This window comes from Kaistella sp. SH40-3 (assembly GCF_030686865.1).
Taxonomy (GTDB): domain Bacteria; phylum Bacteroidota; class Bacteroidia; order Flavobacteriales; family Weeksellaceae; genus Kaistella.
In genome coordinates this window covers 230145-250491 of the sequence record NZ_JAQYUS010000004.1, presented here as the reverse complement: position 1 = coordinate 250491, position 20347 = coordinate 230145, and the positions used below count along the sequence as shown (strand labels likewise).

The 20347-nt window shown below is 34.2% G+C and carries 18 protein-coding genes and 1 other RNA gene; 13 read left to right on the top strand and 6 right to left on the bottom strand.

Translation table 11 applies throughout. The features are described 5' to 3' along the window. Positions 1 to 5 precede the first annotated feature (5 nt). Positions 6 to 2132, bottom strand: a complete 2127-nt coding sequence (locus PUH65_RS08725) for a S9 family peptidase (RefSeq protein WP_305519586.1) — start codon at positions 2130 to 2132, stop codon at positions 6 to 8. Positions 2133 to 2252: 120 nt separating this feature from the next. Between PUH65_RS08725 and PUH65_RS08720 the strand changes: the two genes are divergently transcribed. Beyond that, a complete protein-coding gene (locus PUH65_RS08720) occupies positions 2253 to 2726 on the top strand; it encodes a hypothetical protein (RefSeq protein WP_305519585.1) in 474 nt (157 codons plus the stop codon). A gap of 53 nt (positions 2727 to 2779) precedes the next feature. Here PUH65_RS08720 and PUH65_RS08715 read toward each other — a convergent pair whose 3' ends face one another. From PUH65_RS08715 to PUH65_RS08705, 3 genes are all read right to left on the bottom strand, one after another. Further along, positions 2780 to 4126, bottom strand: coding sequence for an AAA family ATPase (locus PUH65_RS08715; protein WP_305519584.1), 1347 nt, complete (start codon positions 4124 to 4126; stop codon positions 2780 to 2782). 81 nt (positions 4127 to 4207) lie between these two features. Continuing rightward, complete coding sequence (locus PUH65_RS08710; protein WP_305519583.1) at positions 4208 to 4732, bottom strand: helix-turn-helix domain-containing protein; 525 nt, start codon at positions 4730 to 4732, stop codon at positions 4208 to 4210. A 133-nt stretch (positions 4733 to 4865) separates the two neighbouring features. Continuing rightward, positions 4866 to 5957 (bottom strand): TerC/Alx family metal homeostasis membrane protein, encoded by a 1092-nt coding sequence (locus tag PUH65_RS08705; RefSeq protein ID WP_305519582.1) that lies wholly within the window; start codon positions 5955 to 5957, stop codon positions 4866 to 4868. A gap of 346 nt (positions 5958 to 6303) precedes the next feature. Here PUH65_RS08705 and PUH65_RS08700 point away from each other — a divergent pair, with 346 nt between their 5' ends. Further along, the gene (locus tag PUH65_RS08700; protein ID WP_305519581.1) at positions 6304 to 7410 is read left to right on the top strand and encodes a M14 family zinc carboxypeptidase; all 1107 of its coding nucleotides are present in this window, start codon (positions 6304 to 6306) and stop codon (positions 7408 to 7410) included. 52 nt (positions 7411 to 7462) lie between these two features. Here the strand turns inward: PUH65_RS08700 and PUH65_RS08695 are convergent, their stop codons facing one another. Beyond that, positions 7463 to 7969, bottom strand: coding sequence for a DUF4920 domain-containing protein (locus PUH65_RS08695; RefSeq protein WP_305519579.1), 507 nt, complete (start codon positions 7967 to 7969; stop codon positions 7463 to 7465). A gap of 239 nt (positions 7970 to 8208) precedes the next feature. Between PUH65_RS08695 and PUH65_RS08690 the strand changes: the two genes are divergently transcribed. The 6 genes from PUH65_RS08690 to PUH65_RS08665 all read left to right on the top strand — a co-directional run bounded on the left by PUH65_RS08690 (position 8209) and on the right by PUH65_RS08665 (position 14617). Further along, the gene (locus tag PUH65_RS08690; protein ID WP_305519578.1) at positions 8209 to 9615 is read left to right on the top strand and encodes an APC family permease; all 1407 of its coding nucleotides are present in this window, start codon (positions 8209 to 8211) and stop codon (positions 9613 to 9615) included. 422 nt (positions 9616 to 10037) lie between these two features. Continuing rightward, complete coding sequence (locus PUH65_RS08685; protein WP_305519577.1) at positions 10038 to 10271, top strand: putative signal transducing protein; 234 nt, start codon at positions 10038 to 10040, stop codon at positions 10269 to 10271. A 46-nt stretch (positions 10272 to 10317) separates the two neighbouring features. Next, a complete protein-coding gene (locus PUH65_RS08680; RefSeq protein WP_305519576.1) occupies positions 10318 to 11229 on the top strand; it encodes a cation diffusion facilitator family transporter in 912 nt (303 codons plus the stop codon). Between the two features lie 825 nt (positions 11230 to 12054). Continuing rightward, a complete protein-coding gene (locus PUH65_RS08675) occupies positions 12055 to 12891 on the top strand; it encodes a 1,4-dihydroxy-2-naphthoyl-CoA synthase (protein WP_305519574.1) in 837 nt (278 codons plus the stop codon). 85 nt (positions 12892 to 12976) lie between these two features. Beyond that, positions 12977 to 13906, top strand: a complete 930-nt coding sequence (gene menA / locus PUH65_RS08670) for a 1,4-dihydroxy-2-naphthoate octaprenyltransferase (protein ID WP_305519573.1) — start codon at positions 12977 to 12979, stop codon at positions 13904 to 13906. A gap of 30 nt (positions 13907 to 13936) precedes the next feature. Beyond that, complete coding sequence (locus PUH65_RS08665) at positions 13937 to 14617, top strand: metal-dependent hydrolase (RefSeq protein ID WP_305519572.1); 681 nt, start codon at positions 13937 to 13939, stop codon at positions 14615 to 14617. A gap of 86 nt (positions 14618 to 14703) precedes the next feature. Here the strand turns inward: PUH65_RS08665 and ffs are convergent. Further along, positions 14704 to 14801, bottom strand: an RNA gene (gene ffs / locus PUH65_RS08660) — signal recognition particle sRNA small type. A gap of 72 nt (positions 14802 to 14873) precedes the next feature. Here ffs and PUH65_RS08655 point away from each other — a divergent pair. The 5 genes from PUH65_RS08655 (at position 14874) to PUH65_RS08635 (ending at position 20345) form a co-directional block, all read left to right on the top strand. Continuing rightward, positions 14874 to 15452: a DUF4199 domain-containing protein gene (locus PUH65_RS08655; RefSeq protein WP_305519570.1), complete on the top strand. Its 579-nt coding sequence runs from the start codon at positions 14874 to 14876 to the stop codon at positions 15450 to 15452. A gap of 74 nt (positions 15453 to 15526) precedes the next feature. Then, positions 15527 to 16477, top strand: a complete 951-nt coding sequence (locus PUH65_RS08650) for a glycosyltransferase family 2 protein (protein WP_305519569.1) — start codon at positions 15527 to 15529, stop codon at positions 16475 to 16477. A 33-nt stretch (positions 16478 to 16510) separates the two neighbouring features. Next, positions 16511 to 17212, top strand: coding sequence for a GIN domain-containing protein (locus PUH65_RS08645; protein WP_305519568.1), 702 nt, complete (start codon positions 16511 to 16513; stop codon positions 17210 to 17212). A 60-nt stretch (positions 17213 to 17272) separates the two neighbouring features. Continuing rightward, on the top strand, positions 17273 to 18985 hold the full coding sequence (locus PUH65_RS08640) for a phospho-sugar mutase (protein WP_305519567.1): 1713 nt from the start codon (positions 17273 to 17275) through the stop codon (positions 18983 to 18985). A gap of 106 nt (positions 18986 to 19091) precedes the next feature. Beyond that, entirely contained in the window at positions 19092 to 20345 is a 1254-nt protein-coding gene (locus PUH65_RS08635; protein ID WP_305519566.1) for a pyridoxal phosphate-dependent aminotransferase, read from the top strand. The last annotated feature ends 2 nt before the right edge of the window (positions 20346 to 20347 follow it).

Sequence of the window (20347 nt, the reverse complement as noted above, 5' to 3'; positions counted from 1 at the left end):
GATATTTAAAGATTTTCTATTATAAAATCAGTCATTTTCTGGTACAATTGCGGTCTGGTTTGTCCACCATAAATACCATGGTTCTTATCAGGATATGCCATAAATTCAAACTGTTTTTTGTTTTGAATCAGCGCTTCTGCAAATTCCATAGAGTTTTGGAAATGCACGTTGTCATCGGCTGTACCATGAATTAAAAGATATTTTCCCTTTAATAAGTTAGCATAAGTTGTCGGTGAATTATCATCATAACCTCCAGGGTTTTCTTGTGGCGTTCTCATGAATCTTTCGGTATAAATCGAGTCGTAATATCTCCAGTTTGTTACTGGTGCAACTGCGATTCCTGCTTTGAAAACGTCTGCGCCTTTGGTCAAAGCCAAACTGGCCATATATCCACCAAAACTCCAACCGAAAATCCCAATTCTATCTTTATTAATATAAGATTGTTTTCCGAACCATTTTGCAGCAGCAATTTGATCATCAATTTCAAATTTCCCTAAATTTAAATAAGTAGTCTTTTTGTATTCTGTTCCTTTATAACCTGTTCCCCGACCATCAACACAAGCAACAATATATCCTTTTTGAACCAAGTGGTTGAACCATAGACCGTTACCCATATCCCAAGCATTGGTAACCTGTTGTGAACCTGGACCGGAATATTGGAACATGAAAAGCGGATATTTTTTATTAGGATCAAAGTCTTTTGGCTTCATTACCCAAGCATTCATTTGATCTCCAACTTCGTTTGGAATCGTAAAATACTCCTTAGCCACCCAATTATCTGCCTGTAATTTTTTTAGTTGTTCGTTATTATTTTCAAGTTCTTTTAATGTTTTTCCATCTCCATTTTTCAAAACATAAGTGTAAGGATTTGTTGCTGAGGAAGATGTTTCAATAAAATAATTAAAGTTTTGGCTGAAGTTTGCACTGTTCGTTCCAGAAGGATTTGAAATTAACGTGTGTTTCCCAGTTTCAATATTCACTTTAGAAACTACTTTGTTAATGCTTCCTTTCTCAGTTGTTTGAATAAAAACTTCTTTCGATTTTGGATTAAATCCGTAGTAATTGGTTACTTCCCAATCTCCTTTCGTAATTTGTTTTTTCAATTTTCCGTTTTGATCGTACCAATACAGATGTCTGTTCCCGTCTCTTTCGGCTCCCCAAATAAAAGAATTATCTGCCAGAAACTCCAGGGTTACATTGTCGGTGTCAATCCATCTTTTGTCAGATTCGGTAAATAATTTGGTAACCGCTCCTGTTTTGGTATTCACTTTTAAAACGTCTGATGCATTCTGTAATCGTTCAGAAGTAATCAAAATTATTTCGTCTGCTTTTGCAGTTTTATAAACATCAGGAATATAATAATTCTTGAAATTGCTTAAATCTAAAGCCATTGTCTTTGCAGAATCCAAACGATATAACTGAGCCGAAACTACCGAATTATTTTCGCCTGCTTTTGGATATTTAAAACGCATTTCGGAAGGGTAGAGTTGTTTTCCATAAATAGGAATCGACATTTCTGGAACTGCTGATTCATTGGATTTTACAAAAACAATTGCATCAGAATTTTTGGTCCATTCGTACAACTTTGCATGGCCAAATTCTTCTTCATACACCCAATCTCCAAGTCCGTTCAGAATTGAATTTTTCTTTCCGTCAGTTGTAATTTGAGTTATTTTTCCAGAATTTAGATCCTGATAAAAGAGGTTATTATCTGCAATAAATGCAACCTTGTTCCCATCAGGTGAAAAAGTAGGTTCTTGCAGGAAATTACCATTATTAATGTTTAATACTTTTCCTGATTTTAAATCTTTAACATCGAATTTTCCTAAAAATGAATGTCTATAAATGGGTTCACTTTGTTTTAACAAAAGTATTTTAGATTCATCATCATTAAAAGTATAAGACTCAAATCTTCCGTCGACGATATTTCCTTCTTTTTTTGTGGTTTTATAAGAGTATTTTGCAATTCCATCTTGTTCAATGATCACATAATTTTCACCATTTTTTAGAGATGAAATTCCAGAAATCCCTTTGCCGCGATAATATCCAGAATAGATTTTATCTAAAGTGATCTCTTGGGAGAAAAAAGCGACCGAAGTCAAAATTGAAATTGAGAATAGGAGTTTTTTCATATTAAATTTGATAAGATCTCAAAGATAGGAAAATTCTTAAAATTTCGTTAAACTTTATATTATTGTATTTAATGGCTAAAAAATTGATATTATTTAACAAATAATTAAATAAAATTAACTATGGAAACATATAATTCAGAAAAATTAGTAAAATATCAAATGAGTGATCAGGAAGTAATTGTAGGATTTGGAACATTTGAAGATGCAGAAAATTATGCTTCCCAAAACAACGGAAATTTGGTAGAAGTTGGTTTTAGAGACGGAAATGATAATCCAGAATTAACTCAAGACGTAGGATTAGTTGCGAAAAAACTTCATTTTTTTGTAGAAGCAGGTTCAGAATATCGTTTTCTTCATTCCGCAGATCCTGAATTCAAAGATTTTGCAGACCATCTTCAGAAAAGAAAATCAGAATTAGATGATGAAAGTCCAGAAGAAAAATACATCTCAAATGCGGAACCACAAATTGCCGAAGATCCGATTATTGTTTTAAAGAATAATGAGTTTGAATCGATAACTTCTCGTGAACGTTCTAAATATTTGAAACATGCAAAAGTTTACGAAATTGGAGTTTCTAAAATGATTGAATCTTAATCTTTTAATTAGAAATATATAAAATAACCATTGAAAATCAATGGTTTATTTTTTTATTTTTCTTCATCATTATGGCTAAAACCGATTGGTTTTTTAGGTTCATCAATGATTTGATAATGTCTTAATTCACTTTTTAAGGTTTCAATTCTTTGTGTAAATTCTTCATAATTATTTAAAGAAACATCAAAAAGGAATTGTTGAATTTGATCTAAATACGTCGCAGTTAATTTAGAAGAAACATCTCTTAAAGAAGCATCAATCATTTTTTTGGAGATGTTTATTGTTGTAGAATGATCTTTCAAATATAGATTTCTAATTCTTTTTTTAAGACTTTGCGTAAAATCAATCAACATGGTGTTTGAAAATGCCTGCATTTCTTTAGAAATCTCCACCCAAAATGGAAGTCGGTGTGCTTTATTATGTTCCAATATTTTCATTAATAATGCATCATCTGAAAGATTTTCTGACATATGGAAAAAGAGCATTTCGGATCGTTCTTTTAAACTAGGTGGGAATATTGGGATAAAAACATCGAAGCGACCAGGTGCAAGAATTTCTTTATCAATGTTCACTAACGAATTTGCTGCACCAACCATCAGAATTTTTTCTTTTTCGAAATGACCTATATAATGTAAAATAATTTCTTTCGTCTCGTCATCGCAACTATTTATGGATTGATCTTCGGTAGGTACGCTCATGAGTTGATCAAAGTCTTCAAGAAAAAGAAGTACTTTTTCTGATTTCATCATTTGAATGAGAAAATCATTAAAAGTTTTTTTCTCGTTATTGACAAAAGAGGTTCCCAAGAAATGTTTTTTAATCTCCTTAAATTCGTACGAAATAATTTCTGCAATTTTATTGGCCCAAAAGATTTTGCCACATCCGGGCGGTCCATAAAGAACGATTCCTGCTGGTTTATGGATGCCCCAATCCTGCACAGATAAATCACTTAAATAGGGTTCTAATGCTTGGGATATAAAGAAAAACAAATCACGATATCCGATAAAATCACGTTCATCTAGCCTCGTACTTTTACCGAAATAATTGTAGACAAATTTGTAATTTCCGCCCAACTGATTATCGATTCCAAAACTGGAAACTGATGATTTGTATTTTCCGTTATCAAATAGTTTAGGTTTTTCTTTTTTAATGATTGCTGCAACTTTATCAGTTGGCTGATCGATATTTTCTGCAATATCTTGAATCGATTTAGTTTTGTTTAGATCCTCTGAATATTTTTTTAAAAAGACGATATTTTCTTTGGCAAATTTTGCAAAGTCATCTTTAACATCGAAGTTGGTCGTAATACATTCTGAAAGTTCTAAATCAAAATCCTGAATAAATTTTATAAAACTTTCAGTGGGGATTTTAAGTTCTTTTGCAAGGTCAGCCAATTTCATGTCGATCTGTTTTTAGAGTAGAAGTAAATGTACAAATTAAATTACTCAAGATTATTCAGAAATTCGAATGAAAAATAGAATTTAAGGTTCGAAGGTTTCAAATTTACCATTTTCATAAAATAGAACGATTCTTTTAACCTTAACTTCTTGTTTATCAACTGATTCTAAAATAGATTTTGATTCTGGAATCTCTAATCGCTGAGAATCGGATATTTTATCCGTTTCAACTATGTGTTCAGGAATATTTGATTCTCGCGGAATACCAATTTTGATTTTATCTTCAGATTCTGTTACGCCAAATGATTCATCATTAATTAATGAGAATAAATCGGGCAGGGAAGTTGTTTTTGGTTTTTCAGGGATTATCTTAATTTCTTCAGGAGTTTCAATTTTTATAAGCATTTCACCTTTACCTTCAATCAGCCATTCCCATTCTAATTCGGGAAAGCGATTTTTTATCTTCATCAGAAAATCCAAAGATGGTTTATTTCGGCCAGAAGTGATATGCGAAATACTCGAACGCTGCACTTCGATTTCATCTGCAAATTCTGAAAGTGATAATTCAGAATAAGCGATAATTTTTGAAATTCTTTCCTTTAAATCCATATTACAAATGTAAATATAATTTTACAATTATAAATTACAAAAGTAAACTATCTTAAAATTAATGAGATTACAAATGTAAATAAGCAATGTAACCAATTGATTTTAAATACCATTACCTATTTACAATATTAAATTATTTACGATAATGATCATCATTTTTAGGATTGTATTTAAGTTTTCTATCCTTTTTGTGTTCAGGCAAAACCAGAGAAAGGAAGATGCTTCCACCTAATATTCCGACGATAATGAATAAAGAATCTGTCGTTGAAAAACCTATTTGATCAAGAAATTCATGGAACAGCATCTTCAAACCGATAAAGGTCAATAAGAGTGCTAAACCTACTTTTAAGAATCTGAATTTATCGATAATTCCAGCCAGCAGAAAGAACATAGAACGCAATCCGATGATGGCAAATATATTTGAAAAGAAGACGATGTAAGGATCTTTAGTTATTGAAAATATTGCAGGAATACTGTCAACAGCAAATATTAAATCCGTGAATTCAATGATGACAAGAACTAAAAATAAAGGGGTTAATTTTTTAACTCCGTTAATGGTTACAAAGAATTTATTGCCCACAAAGTGATTATGAACTTTAAAATGCTTGTTCGCAAACTTCACAATTGGATGCTTCTGTGTATCGATCTTTTCATCATGGTCTTTATCAAAGAACATTTTTATACCAGTAAATACTAGGAAAGCACCGAAAACGTACATAATCCATTCGAACTTCTGAATAAGTGCTGCACCTATGAATATAAACATGAACCGCATCACAATCGCACCCAGGATTCCCCAGAAAAGGACACGGTGATAGTTTCGGGGCGCAACCCCGAACGCTGTAAATACCAAAACGATTACGAAGATATTATCTATTGAAAGCGCATATTCTACTACGTAACCTGTCAGATATTCGAGTCCTAAATTTTGGTTGTATAAATAAATGCTACTTACTAAATCACCAGGTATTATTTTAACAGGGTGATGATGCTTAGAAATGATCTGTTGTAATTTTTCAATACTATCGATGCCATGGAGTAGGTGACCGTAGTTTGTTAAAACAAAATAAAAACACATGGATAGCGCCACTACGAAAAAACTCATCAATCCAGCTTGTTTCATAGAAACTGTGTCGGATTTCTTATGTAATAGTCCTAAATCCAGTGCAAGGATAAGAAGAATAAATGCGATGAAACCTAATAAAAAAATACTCTCGTTTGTCATAAAAATATAAACCACAAATATAATCAAATTAAAGAATTTCGTCTAGTTTACATTTGTAAATAAAATAAAATACAAAGCGTTAAAAACCAATTATGTGTTTATGTTTATTACTCTCAAACAGAGTTTTCAACACTGTTTTACACTTCAAGTAAACTTTAATTTTTGATTTAGGTGAATCTAATAAAATATTGATTTTAAGTAAATTATTAATATCGATTAAAAATAATGTAATCCACAATTTTACCAACAGACATTCTGACATTTTTCAATGTTTAATTAATTCACAAAAGTAAATTTCTTTTTTAGAAAAGAAAAATCTAAATTTGGAAATTGTAAAATTTAAAGAATGCCATCAAGTTTAAACTACCGACAAAACCCTGATTTCCCAAACCGGTATATTTCCCCAGAAAAATTATTTTTTTTCCTACAGACGAATTACAGCGATATTATTGAGGAGATTGGTTCATCATATTCAGGCAAGCCTATTTATAAAATGAGAGTAGGTTCGGGTGATATTAAAATTCTAGCATGGTCGCAAATGCATGGCAATGAATCGAATTCTACGCATGCAATGCTCGATTTATTAGAAATCTTTAAACATCAACCAGAATTGAAAGAGCAGTTATTTTCAAAAATTACATTGGATTTTATTTTTATGCTGAATCCAGACGGATCGGAAAAATGGACCAGAAGAAACCACCTCGATATTGATCTTAATAGAGACTTTTTGAAACAATCGAGTAAAGAATTCCCCATTTTGAAAACTTTGGCTCAAAATGGGAATTACGATTATGCACTAAACCTTCACGAACAAAGAACTATTTTCAGCACTAATGATCTTCATCCTGCGACTTTATCTTTTCTGGCACCGAGCGAGGATTTCGAAAGAACCATTACTGAAACGAGGAAAAAGGCGATGGCTGTAATTTTTAAAATTTATCAAAAATTAAATAAGGAAATACCTGAGCAAATCGCTAGATATTCAGATGAGTTTTACCCTAGTTCTACAGGAGATAACTTTACCAAAATGGGAATTCCTACCATCTTATATGAAGGCGGTCATTTCTTGAAAGATTATAAAAGAGCCGGAACGAGAAAATATTACACCTTTGCATTGTATGAAGGTTTATTGGCAATTGCTGAACTCAATGGCTCCACTGATGGGTGGGGATTTTATCGTGAAATTCCAGAAAATAAGGAATCCCATTTCGATCTTATTTACAGAAACGTAAGATTGAATACCGATTATGAATGTATATTAGACATCGCGGTCCAGTACAAAGAAGAAATAAAACCTGGTGCTGATGAAATTATCTTTACACCAATCATTGTAGAAGTAGGTGATATCGGTAGGAAGAAAGGTTGGAAAGAAATTGACTGTACTGGAAAAACATTTGTTTCCAAAAGAAAATTTCCAAAATTAGATGAAGAGGTTGACTTCATTATAGAATAATAAAAAAGCGAAGTCTCTGGACTTCGCTTTTGTTTTGATATTCAAATTAAATTTAGTTTACGACTTTAATTCCGCTCGCCATAAATCTGATTTCTTCTTGTGGAGTAGTGATTGCGTCAATTTCTGCTTGGGGCTTTTTAGCATCTTCTGCATAGTGTTTTTGTTCATCTACTGAAGTAACTTTCGTTTCTACATTTCCTTCCAGAACGACCGTTTTACCTTCTAAAGCCATCGGCACGAAAAAAGCGTAATCTTTCATTTTCACGAAAAATTTCTCGTTGTTATCGGTTTCTACCGTTAACCAGCATCCTTTTTTATCACAAACTTTAACAACTTTACCTTTAACAGCAACATTTTCCAGTTTAGTAGACTTCTTTAATTTAGCATCTAATTTCTTCGTTGTCATTGCAGACTTCTCTGCTTTTGCAGAAACTCCTGCTCCATAAACTTCTCCAACTGTTGCGTTTCCTTCAGGTGGGCCGGCTTTCTTTGCGGTCGATTCTTGAGAGAAAGCGAGGGTTGAAAGCGCTATGGAAAATAAAAGAACTAATTTTTTCATTGATTTAATTTTTACAAAAGTATAAAATATTTTTTAATCAGATTTCATTCAAAATCAATGATTTACTTTATTTGCTTAATTTTTGTAATTAAAATTTTAAAATCTTTACATAAAATTTATATATTTACCTCTTTCAAAATCAAATTCGAAATAAGACAGACGTTTTATTCAAAAAAGGAATTTTTAAATAATAATTAAAAAATTTTTAAAGAAGAATATTTCTTTAATATAAATAATCTATGAATAAGAAACTCAAACTTTGGGATGCCACCATGCTCGTAATGGGCTCTATGATTGGAAGTGGAATATTTATCGTCAGTTCAGATATGATGCGGAATTTAGGTTCAGGCTATTGGTTAATTGCTGTTTGGATCATTACTGGTATTATGACGGTGGCCGCTGCAATTTCTTATGGCGAACTTTCCTCCATGTTTCCAAAAGCGGGCGGACAATATACTTACATTACCGAAATTTTTGGGAAAATGTCGGGATTCCTTTATGGGTGGGGTTTATTTACCGTTATTCAAACCGGAACGATCGCTGCAGTAGCAATGGCTTTCGGAAAATTTACCGCCTATTTAGTTCCTGCACTTAATTCACAGCCAATTTTTCAAAGTGGTGGCTTTAAAATTACCTGGATTCAAATTCTCGCAATTGGAATTATTTTGCTCCTTACTTATATAAATTCCCGCGGCCTCAAAAACGGAAAAATTCTACAAGATGTTTTTACGTCCTCTAAAATAATTGCGCTTCTAGGAATTATTATTTTCGGAGTTATTTTAGTAAAAAATTCCCAGTGGGCTGAAAACATGAGTTTTGGATGGGATGCTTTTCAGAATTTCGGTGTTGAAAATGGAAATATTTTAGAACCTTCCGGTTGGAAATCTATCGGTGGAATCACACTTTTAGGCGGAATTGCGGCGGCGATGGTTGGTTCTGTTTTCAGTTCTGTAGCGTGGGAAAACGTAACATTTATGTCTGGCGAAATCGAAAATCCCCAGAAAAACGTTGTCAAAGCGATGGTTTTGGGAACAATAGTGGTCATGATTTTATATCTTTTTGTGAATTTCATTTACCTTCACGCCCTCGGTCGCGATGGAATCGCATTTGCAGATAATAACCGGCCGGCTGTGGCTGCTTCCGAAGTTATTTTTGGAAGTACCGGAACCATAATCATGGCAATTTTGGTCATGGTTTCTACTTTTGGTTGTATCAATGGATTGGTATTGGCAGGTGCAAGAGTTTTTCAAACTATGGCCAAAGATGGCTTGTTTTTCAAATCTGCGGCAGAAAATAATATAAACAATGTCCCCGGTAAATCCCTTTGGATGCAAGGAACTTGGGCTTGTGTGCTCGCACTTTCCGGACAATATGGTGACTTGCTTGATATGATTTCGTTTATCATCGTGCTTTTTTATATGGTTACCGTTTTCGGCGTAATTTGGATGAGATTTAAACAGCCAAACCTTGATAGACCTTATAAAACCTGGTTGTACCCAATCACACCAATTATTTATTTACTCATCGGAACCGCGTTTTGTGTCCTCTTAATCATTTTCAAACCGCAATATACATGGCCAGGATTCATTCTTATTTTATTAGGCGTTCCCGTGTATTGGTTCATTAACAGAAGAAAAATTAGCTAATTAATTATTAAAGATATTTTTTTAGGAGCATCCATATTTCCGTTTTCTACAAAACCAGTCCCGCTCTGCGCTTTATCTCTGTGTTTTCTGAAAAAACACAGAGGATATCGCTTTGATCGGGGCTAAAACTTCTTTTTGTTTTTCTTTCAAGTGTTAAAAATCAATAATTTATAAAGAGTACGTTCAGATTGTGAAACGTATATAATCTTTTTGAAGATATTCCTTTATAAATTGAGGTGGAAATATTATTGAAAAATAGTTACAACCGTAATTAGATTGCACGATAATTGTTACTGAATATTTGTCTGAACGATTAAGTTGATGCAGGTTTTATTATATTTAAAAACATAAAATTACTTCCGTAAATAAGACTTAATCAATTTTAGATTCCTAAATAATGAGTAACTTTCCAAAAATAAAATATGTCAGAATTAGTTCCCATTTTTCAATCTTCTTACTTGTACGAGATTGAAGTAGCCAAAACAAAACTCGCTTCCCGAGAAATTCCGAGTTATATTAAAAACGAATACGTTAACAACATTACAGTATTTCCCATGTCCCAGAATTATTATTTATTGGTAAGTGAACGGGATTTCGATGAAGCAGAGAAAGTACTTCAGGAAGATGATGAAATTTCCGAAAATGACACGCTCTAGCAATGTATTCCTTGCCGACTTCTGACTTTCAACATCGAACATACCTATGGCCCACAATCATTCCCACGATCATTCTCACCAAATAAATGTAAGCAATTTGAATCGTGCTTTTTATATTGGTATAGGATTGAATTTAGGCTTTGTCATTATTGAAGCAGGTTACGGTTGGATGTACAACTCACTTTCTCTGCTTTCTGATGCCGGACATAATTTGAGTGATGTAATGAGTTTGGTTTTGTCGCTTATTGCATTTAAACTTTTAAAAAGAAAACCAACTTCTACCTATACCTATGGCTATCGGAGAGCCACAATTCTAGCCTCGCTGGCAAATGCGATATTATTAATATTTGCGGTCGGATTTATTATTTATGAAGCCATCGGGAGATTTATAAATCCGCAACCTTTAGAAGGTGGGGTTGTTTCAATCGTCGCCTTTGTAGGAATTTTTATCAATGGTTTCACTGCTTGGTTGTTTTTAAAAGAAAAAGATAAAGACCTCAATATTAAAGGTGCTTATCTCCACATGGTTGCTGATGCTTTGGTTTCGCTGGCAGTGGTGATTGGCGGTGTAATTATTATCTATACCAATTGGTTTTGGTTAGATTCTTTAATGAGCATTTTAATTGCGATTGTTATTTTAGTCGGAACCTGGAGTTTACTGACTCAAAGTTTGAAATTATCTCTAGACGGCGTTCCTGAAAATGTGAATGCTAAAGAGGTAAAAGAGAAAATACTAAAAATCAATGGAGTAGAAGATTTTCAACATGTTCATATATGGGCCTTGAGTACGACAGAGAATGCTTTAACGGCGCACGTACAAATATCAGAAAAATTGACTGTTTCCGAAATTGAAGAAGTGAAAGAAATAATTAAGCACGAATTGGAGCATCTTCAAATACAGCATTCTACCATTGAAACTTATTTTGGACAGAAACATTTTGAAGAGGATGTTGTTTAGAAAATGTCAATTTTTTAATGAATAATTTATCACAGATTTAGATTGCATTCCTCCGAACCGCCGCGCCATAATTACAATCTATTTACAATGAAGATAGCGTTCCTCCGGAACGCGAAACTATTACAACAAATTGATCTTCTACGGAGTTATTGCTCCTCTGGAGCAAGGTTTCGGTTGATTAGAATGTGGAGTTGCAGGTTCTATAAATATTTTTTCTATTTCAAATATTTTTTGATAATGTAATTCCTGATTCCAGAGGATTACATCTCTGTAGAATAAATATAGAAAATAGTTAGGGCGTTCGGAGGAACGCTATCTTTTAAATCATTTTGACAGATCTTCTACTGAGTTATTGCTCCTCTGGAGCAAGATTTTGGTTAAACAGAATCTAGAGTTGCTCATCGTATAAATGATTTTTCTGTTTTTAGATTATTTTTTCATAATGTAAATGTTGATTCTGGAGGAATCGTATCTCTGTAGAATAATTATAGAGAATAATTGAGGGCGTTCCGGAGGAACGCTATTTTTTGAATCGTTTTCATTAAAATAGATTTACTATTTCTCTTTCGTAATTTCTACCAGATCATTTAGTTTCCTAAAAAAAATTGAAAATAGAGACCCCATTTCTTTATAGCCCCGATTAAAACGGCATCCTTTTTTGAAGAGGCACGACGAGAAAAAGATACAGTGGAAAGCGGGTGGAATCTCCTGAAAAAAATCCAGTCTTCATGCTCCTGAAAACTTCGAATCCGTCCTAATTTAAACGTCTTTTCATTTTGACGAGGCTTTTTATTTTCCTTATCTTTACGCAAAATTTTACGCAAAATGACAGACTGGAAAACCGTCAAAGAATACGAAGATATTACCTACCAGAAAAAAGGTGGAGTAGCAAGAATAGCGATTAACAGACCGGAAGTGCGCAACGCCTTCCGTCCGAAAACAACCTCAGAATTATATGATGCATTTTACCACATTTCCGAAGATTCTTCGGTAGGCGTTGTTTTGCTTACTGGTGAAGGTCCAAGTCCGAAAGATGGCGGTCACGCTTTTTGCAGTGGCGGGGATCAGAGAGCACGTGGCGAACAGGGTTATGTAGGCGAAGACGGACGACACCGGTTGAATATTTTAGAAGTTCAGCGATTGATTCGTTTCATGCCGAAAGTGGTGATTGCCGTCGTAAATGGTTGGGCAGTTGGCGGTGGACATTCATTGCACGTGGTTTGTGATTTGACTTTGGCGAGTAAAGAGCACGCTATTTTTAAACAAACCGACGCCGATGTTACCAGTTTCGATGGTGGTTACGGTTCGGCTTATTTGGCAAAAATGGTCGGACAGAAAAAAGCCAGAGAGATTTTCTTTTTAGGACGTAATTATTCCGCGCAGGAAGCGGCTGATATGGGAATGGTGAATGCCGTAATTCCTCATGCTGAACTGGAAGACACTGCATACGAGTGGGCTGAAGAGATTTTAGGAAAATCACCAATGTCGATCAGGATGTTGAAGTTCGCGATGAATTTAACAGACGATGGAATGGTTGGTCAGCAGGTTTTTGCTGGTGAAGCAACTCGTTTGGCATACATGACTGAAGAAGCAAAAGAGGGAAGAAATGCTTTCCTTGAAAAAAGAAAACCCGACTTCGGAGATAATAAATGGATATCGTAAAGCAGATGTTAGAGTTTAGAAATTAGATGTTAGAATTTTCATTCACTCTAATATCTAAAATCTAGTATCTTATATCTAAAAATATATGACAGATTGGATTAAAGCAGCACGGCTGCGAACATTACCGCTTTCTATGAGTGGAATAATTTTAGGTTCTTTCATCGCAAGATGGAGAATTGTTGAAGAAGGAGGAACTTGGGATTGGCAGATTTTCGCGATGGCCTTGCTTGTTACTTTACTCTATCAAATTCTATCAAATTTCGCCAATGATTATGGCGACGGAATTAAGGGAACGGATAAACTGCGAGTCAATGAAGCGGAGCAAAGAGCCGTGGCTTCCGGAAGAATCACCGCAACTCAAATGCGAAATGCCGTGATAATTTTTTCTATTTTGTCTTTGGTTGCGACGATTGCACTTTTGTATATGGCTTTCTTTAAAGATAATTTAATGAACGAATTTTATACGTTTGTTGGGCTGGGGGTTGCCTGTATTTTGGCCGCGATTGGTTATACTATTGGTAAAAAGCCTTATGGCTACTTAGGTTTGGGTGATATCATGGTATTTATCTTTTTCGGATTGGTATCGGTGGGTGGAAGTTATTTCCTTTTTACCAAACATTTCGATTGGGATATCTTACTTCCCGCAACGGCAGTAGGTTTGTTAAGTGCAGCAGTGCTGAATCTTAATAATATGAGAGATATTGAAAGTGATGCCTTAAGTGGAAAGAAAACTTTAGCATTAAGGTTAGGTTTTAAAGGTGCAATGGTTTACGAGATTATTTTGTTGCAATTACCATTAATCATTATGTTGTTTTTTATGATGATGAATGATTTACATACGGAAGGAAAATATTATGCTTTTATCTTTTTCATCTTAATGCTTCCCATGACTGCTTTGCGAAGAAAAATTATGCAGGTAAAAGAACCGAAAGAGTTGGATCCATTCTTGAAACAAGTTGGGATTATGACTTTGACTATGGCAATTTTGGTTGCGTTCGGGCTAAATTACTTTTGATTAAAATTTTAAAAACTTAAAAATTCCAAAATGAAAATAAAATTTCTCGGACAAAACTGTTTTTTGTTCACTTACAACGGAAAAAATATATTATCAGATCCTTTTTATAATTATCAGAAAGAGAAATCTGGCTTTGATATTTCAGCGCAAAAAATAGATTATGTGTTGATTACGCATGCGCACGGAGATCATATTGCTGATGTTAAAGAAGTGCTTCAACATCATCCAGAAGCGACTGTAATTGGGCAACCTGAGATTTGTGGGTACTTTGGTCATCCGAATTCGATCGATATTAATTTCGGTGGATCTGCGAAGATTGAAGATTTAAAAATTTCAATGGTTCCCGCAAGTCACACGAGTTCTTTTCCTGATGGAACTTATGGTGGGGAACCTGCTGGCTACATTTTCAGATTTCCAGGTAAGAATATTTATTTTGCGGGCGATACCGGCGTAATGGCAGATATGGAAATGTTCGCGAAACTATTTGGTTATATCGATTTAGCAATACTTCCTGTGGGATCACATTATACAATGTGTGCAAGAAAAGCGAGTTTTGCCGCCGCAGAATTATTAAAAACGAAGAAAGTAATTGGCTGTCATTTCGATACTTTTCCTCCGATCAAAATTAATCATGAGGAGGCTCACCAACTTTTCTCAGAAAGAAATATAGAATTCACTTTACCGAAATTAGGGGAGGATTTTGAAATTTAAATTGATGACTTGTCGATTGAGAAATATCAAATCAGACTGAGAAAAAACTTTAAGAACAATGAAATTACGAGAATATAAGGCACAAAAAATGGCAAGCTACCTAAATCACACCGCTACAACCGATTACCTTTGCTGCGTTCCCACCCTGGAGGATTCTCAGGAGCTGGTTGTTTAGGACTTGCCGTTGCAAAGATACGCCTTTAATTGAAATTTCAAAATTCTAAACTTTAAAAAATTAAAAAATATTACTTTCAATATGATTAAAAATGTCTACACCATTGGTTTTGTGTTATTTATAATAACCATGGTTATTTTCTTCGCTATGTACTTTTTCGGAATGAATACCAATTATTTTGATAATACCATGCTTATCAATTCTTTTGTTCTTCCTGTTGTTTATTTAGCGGGTTCCTATTATTCGGTGCATTATCTTCGAAAGACTGGAGCGAGAATGAGTTTTCCAGAAATATTCGGGCGGGCCTTTAAACCAATGTTTGTTGGTGGGTTTCTTTCCGTAGTAACCATGTATTTATTTTTAAACTTCGTTGATCCTGCGGCCAAAGATTTATTGAATTTTCAATATCTTGACAGACAGAAAACTGAAATGGAAAAAGAGTATAATACTGCGAAACCAATTTTAAAAACGGAGGAACAAAAAGCAGAACTGGAAAAAGAATATGCCCAAAACAAACTGCGAATTTCGCATGAAATGACAAAGGATAAAGACTTTTTTAGTTTTCGACAATTCTCCTACTATTTTGCTGCAATTCTAGTTTTCTATGTTATTTTATCTACTTTCTTTGCAAGTTTTTTCCGCAGTAGAACAGAACTTTGATTTTAATCATCAAAACAAATACGGTTTCAAAAAAATAAACCCCTAATTTTGTATCAATAATCTTTTATTAATTAATGAATTTATCCATTATCATACCCCTTCTTAATGAAGAAGAATCTCTTGAAGAACTATTTTCAAGAATCGACAAAGTTTGTAATTCTCACGATCTTTCCTACGAAATTTGGTTTGTAGATGATGGAAGCACTGATCTTTCCTGGAGCATCATCGAAAACCTGAAAATTCAATTTCCTCAAATTCATGGAATTAAATTTTCACGTAATTACGGAAAATCTCAAGCCTTGCATGCGGCCTTTGCCAAAGCAAAAGGAGAGGTTATTATTACCATGGATGCCGATTTACAAGATTTTCCAGAAGAAATTCCGGAATTGTATGCTATGATTAAAACGGAAGGTTACGATATTGTTTCGGGTTGGAAAAAGAAACGTTTTGACAATGTGATGACCAAAAACATGCCTTCAAAATTATTCAATGCTGCAGCAAGAAAATTATCGGGAGTAGAATTGCATGATTTTAATTGTGGTTTAAAAGCCTACCGAAAACAAGTTGTAAAATCGATTGATGTGTATGGAGACATGCACCGATATATTCCAGTTTTGGCTGCCAATGCTGGTTTTAGAAAGATTACAGAAAAACCGGTTCAACATCAGGCGCGACCTTACGGAACTTCTAAATTCGGAACAGAGCGCTTTGTTCGCGGGTTTTTGGATTTAATTACCCTTTGGTTTGTAAGCAGATTTGGAGGAAGACCGATGCATTTCTTTGGAGCCGTCGGTACAGTAATGTTTATCGTCGGTTTTCTATCAGCATTATGGTTGGGAATTTCCAAGTTAATCGATGTTTCGCAGGGAATTTACGGACATCTATTAACCAATAATGCCTGGTTTTTTATCGCATTAACAATGATGGTTTTGGGAACACTTCTTTTCATTGCAGGTTTCTTGGGAGAAATGATTATCAGAACAAATCGTCAGCATGAGAATTACCATATTGAGGAAGTGATCTAATTAAATAAAATTCAGGTTTGATAAAATTTAATAATGAAGAATTTAATTTGTATCGTACTTATTTTCAGTTTATTCTCTTGCGGAAAAATTGCTCCCAAAGGTGATATTGTCAGTAAAGACATCAAAGTGGAAGATTTTGTGAACCTTAATCTCCATGGGAAATTTCGGGCGTTTTATATTAAAAGTGACAGCAGTTATGTGAATGTTGAAACGTATAAAAACATTGGTGATAATTTGAAAATTAAGGTAAAGGATGAAACATTAACCATCAATGAAAAACGTGAAACAGAAGGAGTTGATTTTTATAATATCACCATTTATTCGAAATATAATCTGGAACAGGTTTCAATGTCAGAATCGGTGGAACTGAATATTTCGAGCGAAATTAAGACCGATAATTTTCGACTCAATTTAAAAAATAACGCTAAATTTATTGGATCGGTTAATTCGAGAAGAGCAGAAGTTGAAATGACTCAAAAAAGTCGGGCTAACTTTTTAGGAAAAACCAAAGATGCTGTTTTAAAAATCTCCGATACCGCAAGTATTATCGCACCTTACTGGATGATTGACCATTTGAAAATAGATTCTAAGAACGGAAATTATGCAGAGGTAAATGTGAAAGATTCTTTAAAAGGAAACATTAAAAATACAGCGAAGTTGAATTACTACAATGAGCCAATCAGCGCTTTGAAAATAGATGAAACGGCGACCGTTCAACACAAAGAACTGGATTAAATTTCAATTGCTTTAAATTGAATTTAGATAAACTTTAATTAGAAATAAAAAAATATTGATATGACAACTTTAGAAAAAGCAAAACTCTGGTTAACAGATACTTTCGATGAAGAAACGCAAACTACAATTAAAGAATGGATTGATACCAATTCTGATGAATTAGAAGATTCTTTTTATAAAGAATTAGAATTCGGAACGGGTGGAATGCGCGGGATTATGGGTGTTGGAACCAATCGTTTAAACAAATATACACTTGGTCAGGCAACTCAAGGTTTAGCCAATTACCTTCATCAATCGTTTCCTAATCAGGAAATTAAAGTTGCGATTGCTTATGATGTTCGACATAACTCAAAGGAATTCGGTAAAATGTGTGCAGATGTTTTAACTGCAAACGGAATTAAAGTTTTACTTTTCAAAGAGCATCGTCCAACTCCTGAACTTTCTTTCACGGTGAGAGATAAGAAATGTAATGCAGGAATAGTGTTAACCGCTTCTCACAATCCGCCTGAATATAACGGTTACAAAGTATATTGGAATGACGGAGCGCAAATCGTTCCACCAGATGATGAAAATATTATCAAAGAAGTTTATTCAGTAAAATTCAATGAGATTAAATTCAACGGAAACGATGATTTAATCGAATGGATAGGTCCGGAACAAGACGATGTTTACATCGATGCTTGTATGGAAAACTCTCTTTATCAGAATGTTGGCAGAGATAATTTGAATATCGTATTCACTTCAATCCACGGAACAACTTATGCAACTGTTCCTCAGGCGCTGAAAAAAGCAGGTTTTAAGAAAGTTGATTTGGTAAGAGAACAGATGATTCCAAGCGGAAATTTCCCGACCGTTGATTCTCCAAATCCTGAAGAACCCGCAGCACTCGAAATGGCGATGGATTTAGCGAGAATTACTAATGGCGATATCGTTTTGGGAACCGATCCAGACGGCGATCGATTGGGAATTGCTGTTAGAAATCTGGAAGGAGAAATGCAATTGTTAAATGGAAATCAAACGAATACGATTTTAACGTATTATATTTTAGACCAATGGAAAAAAGCCGGAAAAATCACCGGAAAAGAATTCATCGGTTCTACGATTGTGACTTCTGATATTTTTTATGAGATCGCTAAAAAATTCGGTGTTGACTGCAAGGTTGGTTTGACTGGTTTTAAATGGATTGGTAAAATGATCCGTGATTTTGAAGGAAAAGAAAAATTCGTTTGTGGTGGTGAAGAAAGTTTCGGTTTTATGACCGGAGATTTTGTTAGAGATAAAGATTCTTGTGGTTCAATTTTATTGGCTTGTGAAATCGCAGCCTGGTGTAAAGCCAATAATACAACCATGTTCGAATATATGATCGAAATTTACAAAGACCTTGGAATGTATTATGAAGGTTTGGTAAATGTAGTAAGAAAGGGTAGAACTGGTGCGGAAGAAATTCAGCAAATGATGAAAGATTTCCGTGAAAATCCACCGAAAGAAATCGCAGGTTCAAAAGTGGCGATCGTAAAAGATTTCCAGGAGCAGACTTCTTTAAATATGATGGATCATAAAAAATCGGTGATGGATGAAATACCAAAATCGAACGTATTGATTTATTATACAGAAGATGGAACCAAAGTTTGTGTTCGTCCATCGGGAACAGAACCGAAAATTAAATTCTATGTTTCTGTGAAAGATCAAATTGCTTCAAAAGAAGAATTTAAAGAAAAAGCAGCTTTACTAAGTCAGAAAATAAATCAGGTTAAAGAGGATTTAAAACTCTAATTAACTGCAAAATTCAGATTTCAAACTTTCATTTTTTCGTTTGAAATCTGAATTTATCTATCACCAAATTTCTACAATAAAAGTCCATACTCAATACTAAAAGTATATGAAAGTATCAAAATTGGCAGCCAACCTTATAGGCTCAGAAATCATCAAAATCGGAAATCAGGTCAATGACATGAAATCCCAAGGTGCTGAAATTGCGAATCTTACGATTGGTGATTTGAATTCAAATATTTATCCGATTCCTGATTTATTAAAGGAAGAAATTCAGAAAGCCTATCAAAATAATTTAACGAATTATCCGCCGGCAAACGGACTTTTATCTTTACGGAAAGCGATTTCAAAGGATATTAAAAACCGCTGGAATTTAGACTATTCTGAAAATGATGTTTTAGTTGCCGGAGGTTCACGACCTTTGATTTATGCAGTGTTTAAAACGATTGTTGATGAAAATGATAAAGTGATTTATCCTGTTCCGTCCTGGAATAATAATCATTACGCATATTTAACTGATGCTCAGAAAGTTGAAGTTGAGACGACTCAGGAAAATAATTTCTTACCGACTTCTGCAGATTTAAAGCCTCATTTAAAAGGTGCTGTTTTACTTGCGCTTTGTTCGCCTTTAAATCCTACCGGAACAATGTTTACAAAGCAGCAACTCGCTGAAATTTGTGAATTAATAATTGAAGAAAATAAAAGTCGTGGTGAAGGAGAAAAGCCACTGTATTTGATGTACGACCAAATTTATGCGATGCTGACATTTGGTGCAGATCATTTTGATCCGGTTTCTATGTATCCAGAATTAAAGGAATATACCATCTATATCGACGGTGCTTCCAAATGTTTTGCTGCTACGGGAATTCGTGTTGGCTGGAGTTTCGGACCATCTGTAATTATCGAAAAGATGAAAGCACTGCTTGGGCATATCGGTGCTTGGGCTCCAAAACCAGAGCAGGAAGCAGTTGCGGTTTTATTGAATCATCCAGAAAAAGTAGATGAATTCGTCAATCATTTTAAAGGAGAAATCGCTGCCAGTTTGACTGTTCTTCATAACGGAATTCAGGAACTTAAAAATAAAGGATTCGCCGTAGAAAGCATTCAACCGATGGGAGCACTTTATTTAACCGTAGAACTGAATTACGTAGGCAAAACAAAACCAGACGGAAAGGTAATTGTCGATTCTTCAGATCTTGTTTTCTATTTAATTGAAGAAGCAGGAATTGCTTTAGTTCCATTTTCAGCATTTGGAAATTCTCGCGAAATGCCTTGGTTCCGAGCTTCTGCAGGTGGAGTTTCTTTAGATGAAATAAAAAATATGTTGCCAAGACTTGAATCAGCGTTAAGCAAACTGTCTTAATT

Excerpts from the sequence above, each read along its gene's own strand:
- PUH65_RS08725 (WP_305519586.1), bottom strand. The coding sequence starts at position 2,132 with ATGAAAAAACTCCTATTCTCAATTTCAATTTTGACTTCGGTCGCTTTT.
- PUH65_RS08720 (WP_305519585.1), top strand. The coding sequence starts at position 2,253 with ATGGAAACATATAATTCAGAAAAATTAGTAAAATATCAAATGAGTGAT.
- PUH65_RS08715 (WP_305519584.1), bottom strand. The coding sequence starts at position 4,126 with ATGAAATTGGCTGACCTTGCAAAAGAACTTAAAATCCCCACTGAAAGT.
- PUH65_RS08710 (WP_305519583.1), bottom strand. The coding sequence starts at position 4,732 with ATGGATTTAAAGGAAAGAATTTCAAAAATTATCGCTTATTCTGAATTA.
- PUH65_RS08705 (WP_305519582.1), bottom strand. The coding sequence starts at position 5,957 with ATGACAAACGAGAGTATTTTTTTATTAGGTTTCATCGCATTTATTCTT.
- PUH65_RS08700 (WP_305519581.1), top strand. The coding sequence starts at position 6,304 with ATGCCATCAAGTTTAAACTACCGACAAAACCCTGATTTCCCAAACCGG.
- PUH65_RS08695 (WP_305519579.1), bottom strand. The coding sequence starts at position 7,969 with ATGAAAAAATTAGTTCTTTTATTTTCCATAGCGCTTTCAACCCTCGCT.
- PUH65_RS08690 (WP_305519578.1), top strand. The coding sequence starts at position 8,209 with ATGAATAAGAAACTCAAACTTTGGGATGCCACCATGCTCGTAATGGGC.
- PUH65_RS08685 (WP_305519577.1), top strand. The coding sequence starts at position 10,038 with ATGTCAGAATTAGTTCCCATTTTTCAATCTTCTTACTTGTACGAGATT.
- PUH65_RS08680 (WP_305519576.1), top strand. The coding sequence starts at position 10,318 with ATGGCCCACAATCATTCCCACGATCATTCTCACCAAATAAATGTAAGC.
- PUH65_RS08675 (WP_305519574.1), top strand. The coding sequence starts at position 12,055 with ATGACAGACTGGAAAACCGTCAAAGAATACGAAGATATTACCTACCAG.
- menA (WP_305519573.1), top strand. The coding sequence starts at position 12,977 with ATGACAGATTGGATTAAAGCAGCACGGCTGCGAACATTACCGCTTTCT.
- PUH65_RS08665 (WP_305519572.1), top strand. The coding sequence starts at position 13,937 with ATGAAAATAAAATTTCTCGGACAAAACTGTTTTTTGTTCACTTACAAC.
- PUH65_RS08655 (WP_305519570.1), top strand. The coding sequence starts at position 14,874 with ATGATTAAAAATGTCTACACCATTGGTTTTGTGTTATTTATAATAACC.
- PUH65_RS08650 (WP_305519569.1), top strand. The coding sequence starts at position 15,527 with ATGAATTTATCCATTATCATACCCCTTCTTAATGAAGAAGAATCTCTT.
- PUH65_RS08645 (WP_305519568.1), top strand. The coding sequence starts at position 16,511 with ATGAAGAATTTAATTTGTATCGTACTTATTTTCAGTTTATTCTCTTGC.
- PUH65_RS08640 (WP_305519567.1), top strand. The coding sequence starts at position 17,273 with ATGACAACTTTAGAAAAAGCAAAACTCTGGTTAACAGATACTTTCGAT.
- PUH65_RS08635 (WP_305519566.1), top strand. The coding sequence starts at position 19,092 with ATGAAAGTATCAAAATTGGCAGCCAACCTTATAGGCTCAGAAATCATC.